Annotated in this window: 17 protein-coding genes; 6 read left to right on the top strand and 11 right to left on the bottom strand. The window is 68.0% G+C overall.

Features of this window, described 5'->3' with window-relative positions; translation table 11 throughout:
• Positions 1-81: 81 nt before the first annotated feature.
• The 6 genes from ACFOMD_RS04860 to ACFOMD_RS04885 are packed head-to-tail and all read right to left on the bottom strand — an operon-like array spanning position 82 to position 4526.
• Entirely contained in the window at positions 82-384 is a 303-nt protein-coding gene (locus tag ACFOMD_RS04860) for an acylphosphatase (RefSeq protein ID WP_380857678.1), read from the bottom strand.
• Positions 377-1444: a chorismate synthase gene (gene aroC, locus ACFOMD_RS04865; protein WP_380857681.1), complete on the bottom strand. Its 1068-nt coding sequence runs from the start codon at positions 1442-1444 to the stop codon at positions 377-379. Before aroC ends, ACFOMD_RS04860 begins: the two co-directional genes overlap by 8 nt.
• Positions 1441-1803 carry a VOC family protein gene (locus ACFOMD_RS04870; RefSeq protein ID WP_380857684.1) on the bottom strand — a complete coding sequence of 121 codons (363 nt, stop codon included), beginning with the start codon at positions 1801-1803 and terminating at the stop codon, positions 1441-1443. Before ACFOMD_RS04870 ends, aroC begins: the two co-directional genes overlap by 4 nt.
• Complete coding sequence (fabI, locus tag ACFOMD_RS04875) at positions 1803-2606, bottom strand: enoyl-ACP reductase FabI (RefSeq protein WP_380857686.1); 804 nt, start codon at positions 2604-2606, stop codon at positions 1803-1805. The genes ACFOMD_RS04870 and fabI overlap by 1 nt, the downstream gene beginning before the upstream one ends.
• Entirely contained in the window at positions 2606-3556 is a 951-nt protein-coding gene (locus ACFOMD_RS04880) for a YihY/virulence factor BrkB family protein (protein WP_380857688.1), read from the bottom strand. The genes fabI and ACFOMD_RS04880 overlap by 1 nt, the downstream gene beginning before the upstream one ends.
• A 19-nt stretch (positions 3557-3575) precedes the next feature.
• Positions 3576-4526 carry a DnaJ C-terminal domain-containing protein gene (locus ACFOMD_RS04885; protein WP_380857691.1) on the bottom strand — a complete coding sequence of 317 codons (951 nt, stop codon included), beginning with the start codon at positions 4524-4526 and terminating at the stop codon, positions 3576-3578.
• 166 nt (positions 4527-4692) lie between these two features.
• Between ACFOMD_RS04885 and pdxH the strand changes: the two genes are divergently transcribed.
• Genes pdxH through ACFOMD_RS04900 form a run of 3 tightly spaced genes read left to right on the top strand, consistent with a single transcriptional unit; the run spans position 4693 to position 7012 of the window.
• Positions 4693-5283, top strand: a complete 591-nt coding sequence (pdxH, locus tag ACFOMD_RS04890) for a pyridoxamine 5'-phosphate oxidase (RefSeq protein WP_380857694.1) — start codon at positions 4693-4695, stop codon at positions 5281-5283.
• Positions 5280-6206, top strand: coding sequence for a cation diffusion facilitator family transporter (locus tag ACFOMD_RS04895; protein ID WP_380857697.1), 927 nt, complete (start codon positions 5280-5282; stop codon positions 6204-6206). The genes pdxH and ACFOMD_RS04895 overlap by 4 nt, the downstream gene beginning before the upstream one ends.
• On the top strand, positions 6203-7012 hold the full coding sequence (locus tag ACFOMD_RS04900) for a PhzF family phenazine biosynthesis protein (protein ID WP_380857700.1): 810 nt from the start codon (positions 6203-6205) through the stop codon (positions 7010-7012). The genes ACFOMD_RS04895 and ACFOMD_RS04900 overlap by 4 nt, the downstream gene beginning before the upstream one ends.
• Here the strand turns inward: ACFOMD_RS04900 and mnmA are convergent.
• Positions 7009-8121, bottom strand: a complete 1113-nt coding sequence (mnmA, locus tag ACFOMD_RS04905; RefSeq protein ID WP_380857703.1) for a tRNA 2-thiouridine(34) synthase MnmA — start codon at positions 8119-8121, stop codon at positions 7009-7011. The genes ACFOMD_RS04900 and mnmA overlap by 4 nt on opposite strands.
• Before the next feature lie 149 nt (positions 8122-8270).
• Here mnmA and sciP point away from each other — a divergent pair, with 149 nt between their 5' ends.
• Positions 8271-8558, top strand: a complete 288-nt coding sequence (gene sciP / locus ACFOMD_RS04910; protein ID WP_380857706.1) for a CtrA inhibitor SciP — start codon at positions 8271-8273, stop codon at positions 8556-8558.
• A gap of 48 nt (positions 8559-8606) precedes the next feature.
• Positions 8607-9065 (top strand): PaaI family thioesterase, encoded by a 459-nt coding sequence (locus ACFOMD_RS04915; protein ID WP_380857709.1) that lies wholly within the window; start codon positions 8607-8609, stop codon positions 9063-9065.
• Between the two features lie 14 nt (positions 9066-9079).
• Here ACFOMD_RS04915 and ACFOMD_RS04920 read toward each other — a convergent pair whose 3' ends face one another.
• The 4 genes from ACFOMD_RS04920 to ctrA all read right to left on the bottom strand — a co-directional run bounded on the left by ACFOMD_RS04920 (position 9080) and on the right by ctrA (position 12249).
• On the bottom strand, positions 9080-9856 hold the full coding sequence (locus tag ACFOMD_RS04920; RefSeq protein WP_380857712.1) for a hypothetical protein: 777 nt from the start codon (positions 9854-9856) through the stop codon (positions 9080-9082).
• Positions 9857-10025: 169 nt separating this feature from the next.
• Positions 10026-10982 carry a hypothetical protein gene (locus ACFOMD_RS04925; RefSeq protein WP_380857715.1) on the bottom strand — a complete coding sequence of 319 codons (957 nt, stop codon included), beginning with the start codon at positions 10980-10982 and terminating at the stop codon, positions 10026-10028.
• 36 nt (positions 10983-11018) lie between these two features.
• Entirely contained in the window at positions 11019-11357 is a 339-nt protein-coding gene (locus ACFOMD_RS04930) for a hypothetical protein (protein WP_380857718.1), read from the bottom strand.
• A 175-nt stretch (positions 11358-11532) separates the two neighbouring features.
• Positions 11533-12249: a response regulator transcription factor CtrA gene (ctrA, locus tag ACFOMD_RS04935; protein WP_380857721.1), complete on the bottom strand. Its 717-nt coding sequence runs from the start codon at positions 12247-12249 to the stop codon at positions 11533-11535.
• A 259-nt stretch (positions 12250-12508) separates the two neighbouring features.
• On the opposite strand from ctrA, the gene ACFOMD_RS04940 reads away from it, so the two are divergent.
• Positions 12509-13300 carry an enoyl-CoA hydratase-related protein gene (locus ACFOMD_RS04940; protein ID WP_380857724.1) on the top strand — a complete coding sequence of 264 codons (792 nt, stop codon included), beginning with the start codon at positions 12509-12511 and terminating at the stop codon, positions 13298-13300.
• The last annotated feature ends 40 nt before the right edge of the window (positions 13301-13340 follow it).

Raw genomic sequence — 13340 nt, forward strand, 5'->3', positions numbered from 1 at the left:
CCCGTCCAAACAGGAAAATGCCCGCTCCGCGGGCGCCGCTCGCCGTGCTGGGTTCCCGCCTTCGCGGGAATGACGGGGTGATTAAACCGTCGGCTTCTGCACGAAGCCGCTGGCGACGATGCCCTTGGCGGGCATCGCCTCGACACCGTCGACCTTCGCTATCATCGGCCCCTCATGTGCGCGGCGGATGAAATCCTCGACCGCCGCCGCCTCGCCGACGATCAGCGCTTCGACGCTGCCGTCGGTTCGATTGCGCGCCCAGCCGTCGAGGCCGAGGCCGCTGGCGGTCTCGACCGCCCACGCCCGATAGCCGACGCCCTGGACGCGCCCGGTGATGCGCAGCCGCCGCGCGACATGCCCGGCGGGCAGCACGCCCTCAGCCAATCTGCGCCCGGTGCAGCAGCTTCTGGTCGGCAAGCACCAGCGCCATCATCGCCTCGGCGACCGGCGCGGCGCGGATGCCGACACAGGGATCGTGGCGGCCCTTGGTGACGATCTCGGTGGCCTGGCCCTCGCGGGTGACGGTCTCGACCGGCGTCAGGATCGACGAGGTCGGCTTGAGCGCGATGCGCACCACCACCTCCTGCCCCGTCGAGATGCCGCCGGCGACGCCGCCCGCATGGTTCGACAGGAAGGTCGGCCCATTGGCGCCGGGGCACATCGGGTCGGCATTCTCCTCGCCGCGCAGGCGCGCCGCGCCGAAGCCGTCGCCGATCTCGACGCCCTTCACCGCGTTGATGCTCATCATAGCCGCCGCCAGCTCACCATCAAGCTTGGCATAGAGCGGCGCGCCCCAGCCGGCGGGTACGCCGGAAGCGACGCATTCGACCACGGCGCCGAGCGACGACCCCGACTTGCGCGCCGCATCAAGCGCGGCTTCCCATTCCGCCGCCACGATCGCGTCGGGACAGAAGAAGGGGTTGTTGTCGATCTCGGCGTCGTCGAAGCGATTGCGGTCGATGGCGATGCCGCCCAGCTCGACCAGATAGGCGCGGATGCGCACTTCCGGGATCACTAGTCGCGCGACGCCACCCGCCGCCACCCGCGACGCGGTCTCGCGCGCGGAACTGCGCCCGCCGCCGCGCGGGTCGCGGAAGCCATATTTCGCGTCATAGGCATAATCGGCGTGGCCGGGGCGATACTTCGCCGCCACCTCCGAATAATCCTTCGATCGCTGGTCAACATTCTCGATCTGCAGCGCGATCGGCGTACCCGTCGTCCGGCCTTCGAACACGCCCGACAGGATACGCACCTCGTCGGGCTCGCGGCGCTGGGTGGTGAAGCGCGACTGGCCGGGGCGGCGCTTATCGAGCCACGGCTGCAGATCAGCCTCGCTCAGCGTCAGCCCCGGCGGGCAACCGTCGACCACCGCGCCGATCGCCGGCCCGTGGCTTTCGCCCCAGGTGGAGAAGCGGAAGACCCGCCCGAAGCTGTTGAAACTCACGTGCCGGACTCCATGAATTCGATGCGATTGCCGAAGGGGTCGTGAGTGAAGAAGCGGCGGCGCCCCTCCACGGGCGCATCGTCCTGCGCCTCGAAACCCGCGGCCGCCAGCCGGTCGCGCAGCGCCTCGAGCCCGTCGGTCGCCAGCGCGACATGCGCCTTGCGTGCCGCCCGGAAATCCTTCTCGACGCCCAGATGCAGCTGCTGTGCGCCGATCTCGAACCAGCAGCCGCCGCGCGCCGCCATGTCTGCCGGCTTGTCGATTTCGGTGAGGCCGAGCAGCTCGCCGAAGAAGCGGCGACCCGCCACCTCGCCATCGGGCGGGATGGCGATCTGGACGTGATCGATGGCCAGGGCCATCAGGCCAGCGCGATGTCGGGCGCGTCCTCGGCCTTCATGCCGATGACGTTGTAGCCGGCATCGACATGGTGGATCTCGCCGGTGACGCCGCTCGACAGGTCGGAGGCCAGATACAGCCCGGCACCGCCGACCTCGTCGATGGTGACGTTGCGGCGCAGCGGCGAGTTGAGCTCGTTCCACTTCAGAATGTAGCGGAAGTCGCCGATGCCGCTGGCGGCCAGCGTCTTGATCGGCCCGGCGGAGATCGCGTTCACGCGGATGTTGTCGGGCCCCAGGTCCATCGCGAGATACTTCACGCTGGTCTCGAGCGCCGCCTTTGCCACGCCCATCACATTATAGTGCGGCACGACCTTCTCGGCGCCGTAATAGCTGAGCGTCAGCAGCGAGCCGCCGTTCGGCATCAGCGGCGCGGCGCGCTGCGCGCAGGCGACGAAACTGTAGGCCGAAATGTTCATCGTCATCAGAAAGTTGTCGAGCGTGGTGTCAACATACTTCCCGCGAAGCTCGTTCTTGTCCGAAAAGCCGATGGCGTGGACGAGGAAGTCGATCGTCGGCCAGCGGGCGGCGAGCCGCGCGAAGGCGTCGTCGAGCTTCGCCATGTCGGAGACGTCGCATTCGAGCAGGAAGTCGCTGTCGACCTCCTCGGCGAGCGGGCGCACGCGCTTTTCCAGCGCCTCGCCTTGATAGCTGAACGCCAGCTCCGCCCCTTGCGCATTCAGCGCCTTGGCGATGCCCCAGGCCAATGAGCGGTCGTTCGCCACGCCCATGATCAGCCCGCGTTTTCCTGCCATCAGTCCGGCCATCAGTCGCATCCCGTCGGTTTGTCTTCGGCTTCCTCTAGTCGGTTTTTGGGCGTTTGCGCCAGCGCGGCGTTCAACTCGGCGCCCAGCACGAAGCCGAGGCCGACGATCCAGAAAAAGATCAGCGAGATCATCACGCCCGCCAGCGACCCGTAGGTAAGATCGTAGGGGGCAAGGCTGCCGAGCACGAGCGGCAGCAGCATGGTGGTGAGGATCCACACCGCCGTGGTCAGCACCGCGCCCGGCCATTTCGGGCAGCCGGCGCGAAACTTCATCGGGGTGAGCGACACGAACAATATGTAAAGTGCGACGAACAGCGCGATGATCGGCGCAATGCGGCCCCAGGCGATGAGCGACAGCGCGTCGTCCGCCCAAGGGATGATGAATTCGACGAACTGCTCGACGCCGGTCAGGATCACCTGCGCAGTGAAGGCGATCAGCATCAGGATCACCGATCCGATGATCAGCGCGAAACTGCCGAGGCGATAGCGCCAGATCGGAAGTCCGCCGCCGCGCACTTCATAGGCGCGCCGCAGGATGTCGCGGATCGTCTCGATGAAGCTGCCGACCGACCACAGGCCGACGACGATACCGAAGGTGAGCAACTGCCCCGACCGCGCGGTCAGCACATCGCTGATCGGCTTCGCCAGCAGGTCAGCGACGTCCTTGGGGAGCGTCAGCAGGAAATTGTTGATGGCGATCGACACATCGTCGCTCTGGCCCGCCACACCGGCGATAGCAGCGACGATGATGAAGAAGGGGAACAGCGTCAGGAGAGACAGATAGGCAAGGTTGCCCGCGTGGATGAAGCCATCCTCCCACGTATGCGACAGCACCCGGCTGCCGATCGCGAAGGCACGGCTGAATCGGTTCCGGCAATAGCCGAGTGCACGGGCGAAGCGGCCGATTTCGGCCGCGACTTCTCCCGGGATGCTGTCAGGTGCTGCTGCCATTCCGTCCTTGTCGACCAGCCTAGTCGACGCCAAGCCCCGCCCGCGGGTTGTGCGCCTTGCCTTCCACCCAACGCTCCGCAAAGTCACGAAGCTCCGCATCGTCGGCGGGAAGTTCGATCATCAGCGCGACGAACTGGTTGCCGCGCTCGCCGCCGGCCTTGGTGAAGCCCTTGCCGCGCAGGCGCAGCACCTTGCCGCTGCTCGATCCGGCCGGGATCGCGACCACCACCGGGCCATCGACCGTCGGCACCTTCACTTTGGCGCCAAGCACCGCCTCGTCGAGGCGCACCGGCAGCTCCATGCGCACGTCGTCGCCGTCGCGGGTGAAGAAGCGGTGGCCGGCGATGTCGAGCGTGACCAGGGCGTCACCCGCGCCGCCGCCGCCGCTTTCGCCCTGCCCGGCCAGCTTCACCTGACGACCGCTGGCGAAGCCCGCCGGCAGCTTCAGGTCGATGGTCTTGCCGTTGCGCAGCGTGATCCGCTGCGGCTCGAGCCGCGCCGCCGCCTCGAACGGCACCGACAGGCGATAGGCGACATCGGCGCCCTTCGCCGGCGGACGCCGCCGCAGCTCGTCGAAATCGAAGCCGAAGCCGCCACCGCCGCCGGCGCGCCGGTTGGCACGGCCGAACAGCTCGGAAAACAGGTCGCTCGGGTCGCCGCCGAACTCGAAGCCGCCAGCACCTCCGCCTTGCGCGCCGGTGCGGGTGTAGGGGCCGCCCCCACCGCCGAAGCCGAACGGTGCCTTGGGGGATCCGCTCTCATCGATCTCGCCGCGGTCATATTGCGCGCGCTTGTCGCTATCGCTCAGGATCGCGTAGGCGGCCGACACCTCCTTGAAGCGCTCGGCGGCCTTGGCGTTATCCTTGTTGCGGTCGGGATGCGATTCCTTGGCGAGCTTGCGATACGCCTTCTTGATCTCGTCATCGCCCGCCCCGCGCGCGACGCCCAAAGTGGAATAGAGATCCTTCATCGTTCGTCAGTCACCACAGGCTGGGAGCTAAATCTACTGTTACACAGCAGCAACACGGCAGAGATAGGCACCACAGCGCCCGTCGAAAAGGTCTAACGCTTCGCGCTCGACCATGGCGCCACGGCTATGCGTTGCCCCGATGGCTGCCGGACATTAAGCAGGCGCCATGTTCGCCACCATCCCCGAAAGCCCCTTCGAGCTGTTCGCCGCCTGGTTCGCCGAGGCGAAGGCGTCGGAGCCGAGCGACGCCAACGCCATGGCGCTTGCCACCGCCACGCCCGACGCACGACCGTCGACGCGGATCGTACTGTGCAAGGGTTTCGACGAGCGCGGCTTCGTCTTCTATTCGAACCGCGAGAGCCGCAAGGGCGAGGAGCTGACCGCCAATCCGCAGGTTCACCTCGACTTCCACTGGAAGTCGCTGAGGCGCCAGGTGCGCATCGACGGCCTCGCCGCGCCGGTCAAATCGGCCGAGGCCGACGCCTATCACGCCAGCCGCCCGCGCGACTCGCAGCTCGGTGCCTGGGCCTCGGAACAGTCGCGCCCGATGCGCGACCGCGACACCTTCGAGCGGCGGATGGCCGCCTTCGCCGCCAAATATGAAGGCCGCCCGGTGCCGCGGCCGAAGCACTGGATCGGCTGGCGGGTGACCCCGTCGCAGATCGAGTTCTGGCAGGACCGCCCCAACCGGCTGCACGACCGGCTCGTCTACAGCCGCACCGCCGAGGGCTGGTCGACCGGGCTGCTGTTCCCGTGACCAGCCATCTCGAGGCGCGCGGCCGGCTGACCCGGCGGGCGGCGCTCGCCTCGGTGGCGATGGCAGTGGCGCTGGTTGGCCTCAAGAGCTGGGCAGCGGCGAGCACCGGATCGGTGGCGATGCTCGGATCGCTCGCCGACAGCGCGCTCGACCTGCTCGCGTCCCTCGTGACCCTGATGGGCGTCGGCATCGCCGCGCAGCCGGCGGACGCCGAACATCGCTTCGGCCACGGCAAGGCGGAGGCCATCGCCGCGCTGTTGCAAACGATGCTGATCGGACTGTCGGCGCTCGCCATCGGCTGGCGGGCCGGCGCCGCCTTCGCAGCCCCCGCCGCACCCGCGGCGCCCGAACTCGGCATCGGCGTTTCGCTGGCGGCGATCGCCGCGACCCTCGCGCTGGTCAGCTATCAGCGGAAGGTCGCGCAGGCGACCGGCTCGCTCGCCATCCATACCGACCAGCTTCACTATCAGTCGGACCTGCTGCTCAACGTCTCGGTGATCGCGGCACTGCTGCTCGATGCGGGCCTCGGCCTGCGCGGCGCCGATGCGGCTTTCGGCCTGTTCATCGCGCTCTACCTCGTCACCGGCGCCGCGCGGTCGGCGCGCGCGGCGCTCGACATGCTGATGGACCGCGAATGGCCGGCCGAACGGCGGGAGCGGCTCGACAAACTGCTTGCCGGCCACCGGCTGGCCGGCGGGGTGCATTCGCTGCGCACCCGCACCAGCGGCGCTACCGATTTCATCCAGTTCCACCTCTGGCTCGATCCGGCGATGAACGTGCGTGACGCGCATGCCGTGGTGGACGAGCTGGAGCGGCTGATCGAACGCGGTTTCCCGCACGCCGAAATCCTCATTCACGTCGACCCGGCCGGCAATATCGACCGCGACGACCAGTTCTTCGACACGCCGGAGCCCAATCGATGACCGCCGACCTGCCCTTCTTCCAGATCGACGCCTTCGCCGACCGCCCCTTCCAGGGCAATTCGGCGGCGGTGATGCCGCTCGACGCCTGGCTCGACGATGCGACGCTGCAGGGCATCGCGATGGAGAACAACCTGTCCGAAACCGCCTTCATCATCCCCGACTCTTCGGGCGAGGCCGACTATGAGCTGCGCTGGTTCACGCCGGCCACGGAGGTCGAGATGTGCGGCCATGCCACGCTCGCCAGCGGCCACCATGTGCTGTCGCGCGAGCCGGCGATGGCCGAGGTGCGTTTCCGCACCCGCCATGTCGGCGTGCTGATCGTCGGCCGCCTCGGCGACAAGCTGCGGCTCGATCTGCCGGCGTGGCTGTCGGCGCCGGTCGATGGTGCGGCGCTCGCCGCCGCTTTCGGGGCGGCGCCCGAAGCGGTCTACCGAACCACCGATGCCGCCGAACCGAGCCTGATGGCGGTGTTCAGCGATGCGACGACCGTCCGCTCTCTGGCGCCCGACTTCCGCGCCGTGGCCGCACTCGGCGGCGTGCTGGCGATGGCAACCGCGCCCGGCGACGACGGCGTCGACATGGTCAGCCGCGTGTTCGCGCCGGCCGCCGGCATCGACGAGGATCCGGTCACCGGATCGGCGCATGCGATGATGGTGCCGTATTGGGCGGAGCGGCTCGGCCGGAACAGCTTCACCGCCTTCCAGGCGTCGAAGCGCGGCGGCGCGATCGACTGCACGCTTGCCGGAGACCGCGTCCTGTTGGATGGCCGCTGCGTCACCGTGATCGAAGGTATTTTCCGGATCTAGGCCGCGTCGGCAAGTGCGCTGACGGTGCGCTTGATCCAGCCGCCGCCGAGCACCCGGTCGCCCGCATAGGCGACGCAGGCCTGCCCCGGCGCGACGCCATATTCGGGACTATCGAAGCGGACCTCGCCGCCGACCCACCGCGCCGGCACCGGCGCGGCGGTCGAGCGCACCTTGACCTCGACGGCCAACCCCTCGGGCGGCACCGCGCCGCCGAGCCAGTTGACCTCGGACAGTTCGGTCGCGGCGATGCCCAGCGCCTCGCGCGGGCCGACCACCAGCCGTCGCGCCTCGGGGTCGAGCCGCACGACGTACAGCGGATCGGCCTGCCCGCCGATCTCGATGCCGCGACGCTGACCGACCGTGTAGTGGATCAGCCCCTTGTGCCGGCCGAGCACGCGCCCGGTCAGGTCGACGATGTCGCCCGCCTCGCCCGCTTCAGGCCGGAGCTTGCGCACGATGTCGGCGTAATTGCCGTTGGGCACAAAGCAGATGTCCTGGCTGTCGGGCTTGGTCGCGACCGGCAGGCCGAAGCGCTCGGCGTGCGCGCGCACCTCGGTCTTCGGCATGCCGCCCAAGGGAAAGCGCAGATAATCGAGCTGCGTCTGCGTCGTCGCGAACAGGAAATAGCTCTGGTCGCGCGTCGTGTCGGTCGCCCGGTGCAACTCGGCGCCCGCCGGCCCCATCAGCCGCTGCACATAATGGCCGGTCGCAAGGCAATCGGCGCCGAGGTCGCGCGCCACGTCGAGCAGGTCGCGGAATTTCACCGTCTGGTTGCAGCGCACGCAGGGGATCGGCGTCTCGCCGCGCGCGTACGCATCGGCGAAATCCTCGATGACCTTCTCGCGGAACAGGCTCTCGTAATCGAGCACATAGTGCGGGATGCCGATGGCTTCCGCGACGCGGTGCGCGTCGTGGATGTCGCTGCCGGCGCAGCACGCGCCCTTCTTCGCGAGCGCAGCGCCATGATCGTAAAGCTGCAGCGTGATGCCGATCGTCTCGTACCCCGCTTCGGCGCACAGCGCGGCCACCACCGAGGAGTCGACGCCGCCTGACATGGCGACGACGACGCGGGTGGCCGCGGGGGGCTTGCCGGTCACGAGATCGATCATCGCCGCCGAGGTAGCGAGTGAATGCGCCATCCTCAAGGCCGGACCCGAAAGCGGTTTAGCGGCATTTTACCGTGGGGCTTTAGGCTTCGGTAAGGGTTGCGGTCGTATGACAGCCGCATCGCGTTGAGGATGCGGCGTTGAGGTTAGGAATGCTCGAGAACCAGAAATTCAAGCCCGCCTCGGTCATCGGGCCGCTTGGCGAAGCGCTGACGCTCGACAGTCTGCCGCCGCCCGACACCACTCGGTGGGTCGTGCGCCGCAAGGCGGAAGTGGTGGCGGCAGTGACCGGCGGGCTGCTCACCGCCGACGAGGCGTGCGAGCGCTACAACCTCAGCTTCGAGGAATTCGCGTCGTGGCAGCGCGCGGTCGATCGCGCCGGCATGCCGGGGCTGCGTGTCACCCGCGTCCAGCACTACCGGACGATTTTCGACGCCTGATTGCTTTGACAGCGCGCAGGTGGGCGCCGGGCGGCTAAGGTCGCCGGCATGACTGATACCCCCGACGGCTTCTTCGCCCTTCCGCTCGACTTCGGCTTCATCGGCGTCAACGGGCCATTGTTTGCGCGCCCGATGGAGGACGGCCGGCTGAAGCTCGGCTTCCGTGTCGAGGAGCGACACTGCAACCCGATGAAGATCGCGCATGGCGGGATGATGGTGACCTTCGCCGACATGCAGCTGCCGCTCGGCATCCGCTTCCAGGGCGACCTTCCCGACACCTTCCTGCCCACGATCAACCTATCGGTGGACTTTCTCGGCTCGGCCAAGCTCGGCGCCTGGGTGGAGGGCGAGACGCAGCTGCTGCGCCGCACCCGCAACCTCGTCTTCGCGCAATGCCTGATCACCGCCGACGGCGAGCCGGCGGTGCGCGCCAACGGCATCTTCAAGATCGCTGGTGAGATGAAGTTCGGCGGCCGAAAGTTCGCCGAACTGTTCAAGCGCGACTAGCCGGCGGTCGCGCCTTACTGCTTCCTGATCGGCACCGGCGGGCCGCCGCATTTGGAGAAGTCGCCCGCCGCGCAGGCCTTCACCGCTGCCTGATAGTCGGCTTGCGCCTTGGCGTTGCGCGCCTCGACCTCGGCGACCTTGCGGCGATGCTCGTCGAGCTGGCGCTGGTAGTCGGCCTGCACCTGCGCCGCGGCGTTGAGGCGCGCGGCCTCGGCCGCGACGATGCCGGCATTGAGATTGGCGACCGCGCCGGTCTGATCATCGACCGGCTCCGGCGGCGGCGCGGGAGCCGCCGCGACGGCGGCGGGGGCGGCGATCGCCTTGGCGATGTCGGCGGCGACTTCCGCGCCGGGTGCAGGCGGTGTCGCCGGCGCGGCGGGAGCTGCTTCGGCGACCGGGGTCGCGACGATCGTCGGCGCGGCCGGGTTGGCGACCTCGGACGGCTCCATCACCGGCGCGTTGCTGATCCGGCTCGGCGTCCAGCTGCTTTCCATGACGGTGTAGCCACGCGACCGTTCGTGGGCCATGCCCGCCTGGCGGCGGCTTTCGGCCGACTGCTGGTCGGGATAGCGCCAGCAGCTGACCGGCCGGCCGCGCACCTGCGGCGCCGTCTCGCTGAGCGCGGCGCCGACCTCGCCGAGGTCGATCGCCCCGGTTCCGACCATGCGCACCGGCGTGAACACGAAATTGCCCGCGCGGTAGGTGGGCGGGTCGGCGTAGCAGAAGGCATAGGTGTCGTTCGACTGCGCCACGGCGGGCACGGCCGCGACGGCGGCAAGGCTGGTCAGCATGGCAAAGGCAAAAGCGCGCACGACAGTCCCCCGAAACGTCATGAAGCCGGCATAGCCCGCCATGACCGGTCTGCTCCTGTCAAGCGGATCGGCCAAGCGTGAGCGAAAACGACGCGGGGCGGAAACGACCATTGCCGCCCCGCCCCGAACCGTTCTGCCGAAGGCGGCCTCAGCGCGCGAACTGGCGCGCCTTGGCGAAATTGTCGACGAAGTCGTTGATCACTTCCTTCGACAGCTCGGCATAGGCCGCGCGCTCTAGATCCTCCGGGCGCTCCGAGGCGCTGACCGCGACCGACTCACCGGCCGCCGTCACCAAGCCCCCGGGCTCCGTCGGCAGCGTCGGCTTGAACGCCTGGCAGGAGTTGAAGCCATAGCCATAATAGCAGGCGAGGCGCAGGTCGTAGCCGGCGGCGACGCCGCTCGGCTCGGCCGCGCGCGTCCAGCGATAGTACCAGAGCGACTGGCCGGTCTTCACCCACACCGCGGTGGCGTCGAGCGTCACCGCATAGGAGCGGGTGTTCACGCTCGCCTCGATCGGCGCGAGATAGGTGCGCGCGATAAGGGCACGGGCATCTTCGGTCAGCGGCAGCGGCGTTGCCGAGAAGCCGCTGGCGTCGGTGCGGAAATAGGTGCGTTCCCAGCGGGCATCGGCGCCGAGCGTCTTCTGCGACTTCTCGAGCGAGTTGACCTGGAACAGCACCTGCGCCCCGAGCGTGCTCGCCACCTGCGCGGCCGAGGCGTCGCGCGACATCTCGCGCTGCAGCACGTTCCACGAGATGACATTGTAGCCCGCGCGGGTCAGCGCGCGCTCGATCTCGCCCATCTCGACGCCGCAGTTGGTCTGCAGGATCGTGCCCGCGGCAGCCGCGCCGCCGGTCGCCTGGTTGGCGGTGTTGTTGACGCAACTGTCGGGCGCGCGAACCGCGACGGTGGTCGCGCGGCCGGCGAGCTGGTTGTAGGCGGGCGTCGCGATGACTTCCGGCGCCTGCTGGCCCTGCGCGCTCGACACGAAGCGCGAGCTGACCTTGTAATATTCGTAGGACGGACCCGACGAGCAGCCGTAGAGCGCAAGCGCGCCGGCAGCCGCGGTGCCCAGCGCGATCACGCGCATCATATATTCATGCATGGCCTATTCCCCCAGAAAGCTCAGAACCCAGAAAGCTCAGGACAGCGTCCACTTGAACGGAAAGTCGCGCTTCACGCCGGTCTGCGACCCGGCCAGCTTGCCGGTGTCGTTGTAGGCGTTCATGTTCACGCAGTCGGCGGGAAGCTGGAACTTCACCGTCGCGCCGGGCGCGACCGCGCCGATCGACAGCGGCGACCAGTTGCCGGCGCCGTCGCCGCATGGCTGGTAGTCAACGCGGGTGATCGTGCGTCCGGTGTAGTTGCTCAGCGATGCCTCGACGGGCAGCGGCGCGACATATTCGGTCGTCGTGGCGCAGGCGCCGAGCAGCGTCAGGCCGCCGCCGAACGCGACAGCCTTGGTAACAATAGAGCGCATGGAGTTCCCCTCCCTTGATTCGCCTCACGAAACAGTTGCGCGTTCTGACGGCGCTTCGTCTCAAGGGAGTTTTGCGCACGGGCGGGAGGGGTCGCATCACCCGAATGGGTTAGGGGAAACGAAAAGGGCGGCGCCGTCGCCGGCACCGCCCCTGTCCGATGGATTGCCGGTCGGGTCAGGCCGCGACGGCGGCGACCTTCACGGGGTGGATCACGTCATCGGGATCGCGCAGCACATAGCCGCGGCCCCAGACAGTCTCGATATAGCTCTCGCCGCCGCACGCCTGGCTCAGCTTCTTCCTGAGCTTGCAGATGAACACGTCGATGATCTTCAGTTCGGGCTCGTCCATGCCGCCGTAGAGATGGTTGAGGAACATCTCCTTGGTCAGCGTGGTGCCCTTGCGGAGCGACAGCAGCTCCAGCATCGCATATTCCTTGCCGGTCAGGTGCACGCGCACGCCATCGACTTCGACCGTCTTGGTGTCGAGGTTGACGCCCAGCTTGCCGGTACGGATCACCGACTGCGAATGGCCCTTCGAGCGGCGGACGACGGCATGGATGCGCGCCACCAGCTCCTCGCGGTGGAACGGCTTGGTCACATAGTCGTCGGCGCCGAAGCCGAGGCCGCGGACCTTCGACTCCATCTCGCTGGTGCCTGACAGGATCAGGATCGGCGTGCCGACCTTCGCCACCCGTAGCTTCTTCAGCACGTCATAGCCGTGCATGTCGGGCAGGTTCAGGTCGAGCAGGATGATGTCGTAGTCATACAGCTTCCCGAGATCGACGCCCTCTTCGCCGAGGTCCGTCGTGTAGACGTTGAACCCCTCGTTCGAGAGCATCAGATCGATGCTGCGCGCGGTGTTGGCATCGTCCTCGATCAGAAGAACGCGCATTTGGTATTCCCCCTGGCTTCGCGTCGATTCCCCCCGGAAGCGGACGCGCGGGTCAATCGTTAACCCTGTTTGTTTACGTACACAAAGGTTAACGCGAGGTAAAAGGTTAACGATCCGAATCTGTTGCGCGGCTGCAACGTCCCGGCTTCGCCGCGCCGAACAAGGGATTGCGGCCGCGCCTGTTGCATTTGACAGCGCTTCGGTTGCGGCGCCGTGCCGCTATGGTGCCGCGCAACCGGCATCCGCGAGGGAAGGCAGCATGGCCTACGAACATATCACGCTCGACGAATCGGACGGCGTCGCGACGCTGACCATCAACCGCCCGCAGATGCTGAACGCGCTCCACACCGGCGTGATCGGCGAGATGATCGACGCGGTGGACAAGCTGCGCGACGAAGCCAGCTCGCGCGTCCTGCTGCTTACCGGCGCCGGTCGCGGCTTTTCGAGCGGCGCCGACCTCGCCAACACCGGTGGCGCTGTGCGCTCGGGCCCGATCGACGCCGGCTTCGTGCTCGAGACTCATTTCAACCCGCTGCTGGAGCGGCTGTTCGCGCTGCCGATGCCGTTCATCACCGCGGTGAACGGCCCGGCCGCCGGTGCCGGCTGCTCCTTCGCGCTGGCCGGCGACATCGTCATCGCGGCCCGCTCGGCCTATTTCCTCCAGGCGTTCATCAACATCGGCCTCGTCCCCGACGTCGGCTCGACCTGGCTACTCCCGCGCCTCGCCGGCAAGGCGCGCGCGCAGGCGATGATGATGCTCGGCGAGCGCATCCCGGCGGAAACCGCCGAGGAATGGGGCATGATCTGGAAGTGCGTCGACGACGACCAGCTGATGCCGACCGCGCAGGAAATCGCCGCCAAGCTCGCCAAGGGACCAACCCGCTCCTACGCGCTGATCCGCCAGGGCATCCGCGCCTGCATGGACACCAGCCTCACCGAAGGCCTGATGGTCGAGCGCCGCAACCAGATGATCGCCGGCCGCACCGCCGACTTCGCCGAGGGTGTCAGCGCCTTCCTTCAGAAGCGCCCGGCGGCGTTCAAGGGCAAGTAACGCAAGCGTTTGACAAGCGCGGCGACGCGGCTGACCTTCC

The organism is Sphingoaurantiacus capsulatus (genome assembly GCF_042648405.1).
GTDB lineage: Bacteria > Pseudomonadota > Alphaproteobacteria > Sphingomonadales > Sphingomonadaceae > Sphingoaurantiacus > Sphingoaurantiacus capsulatus.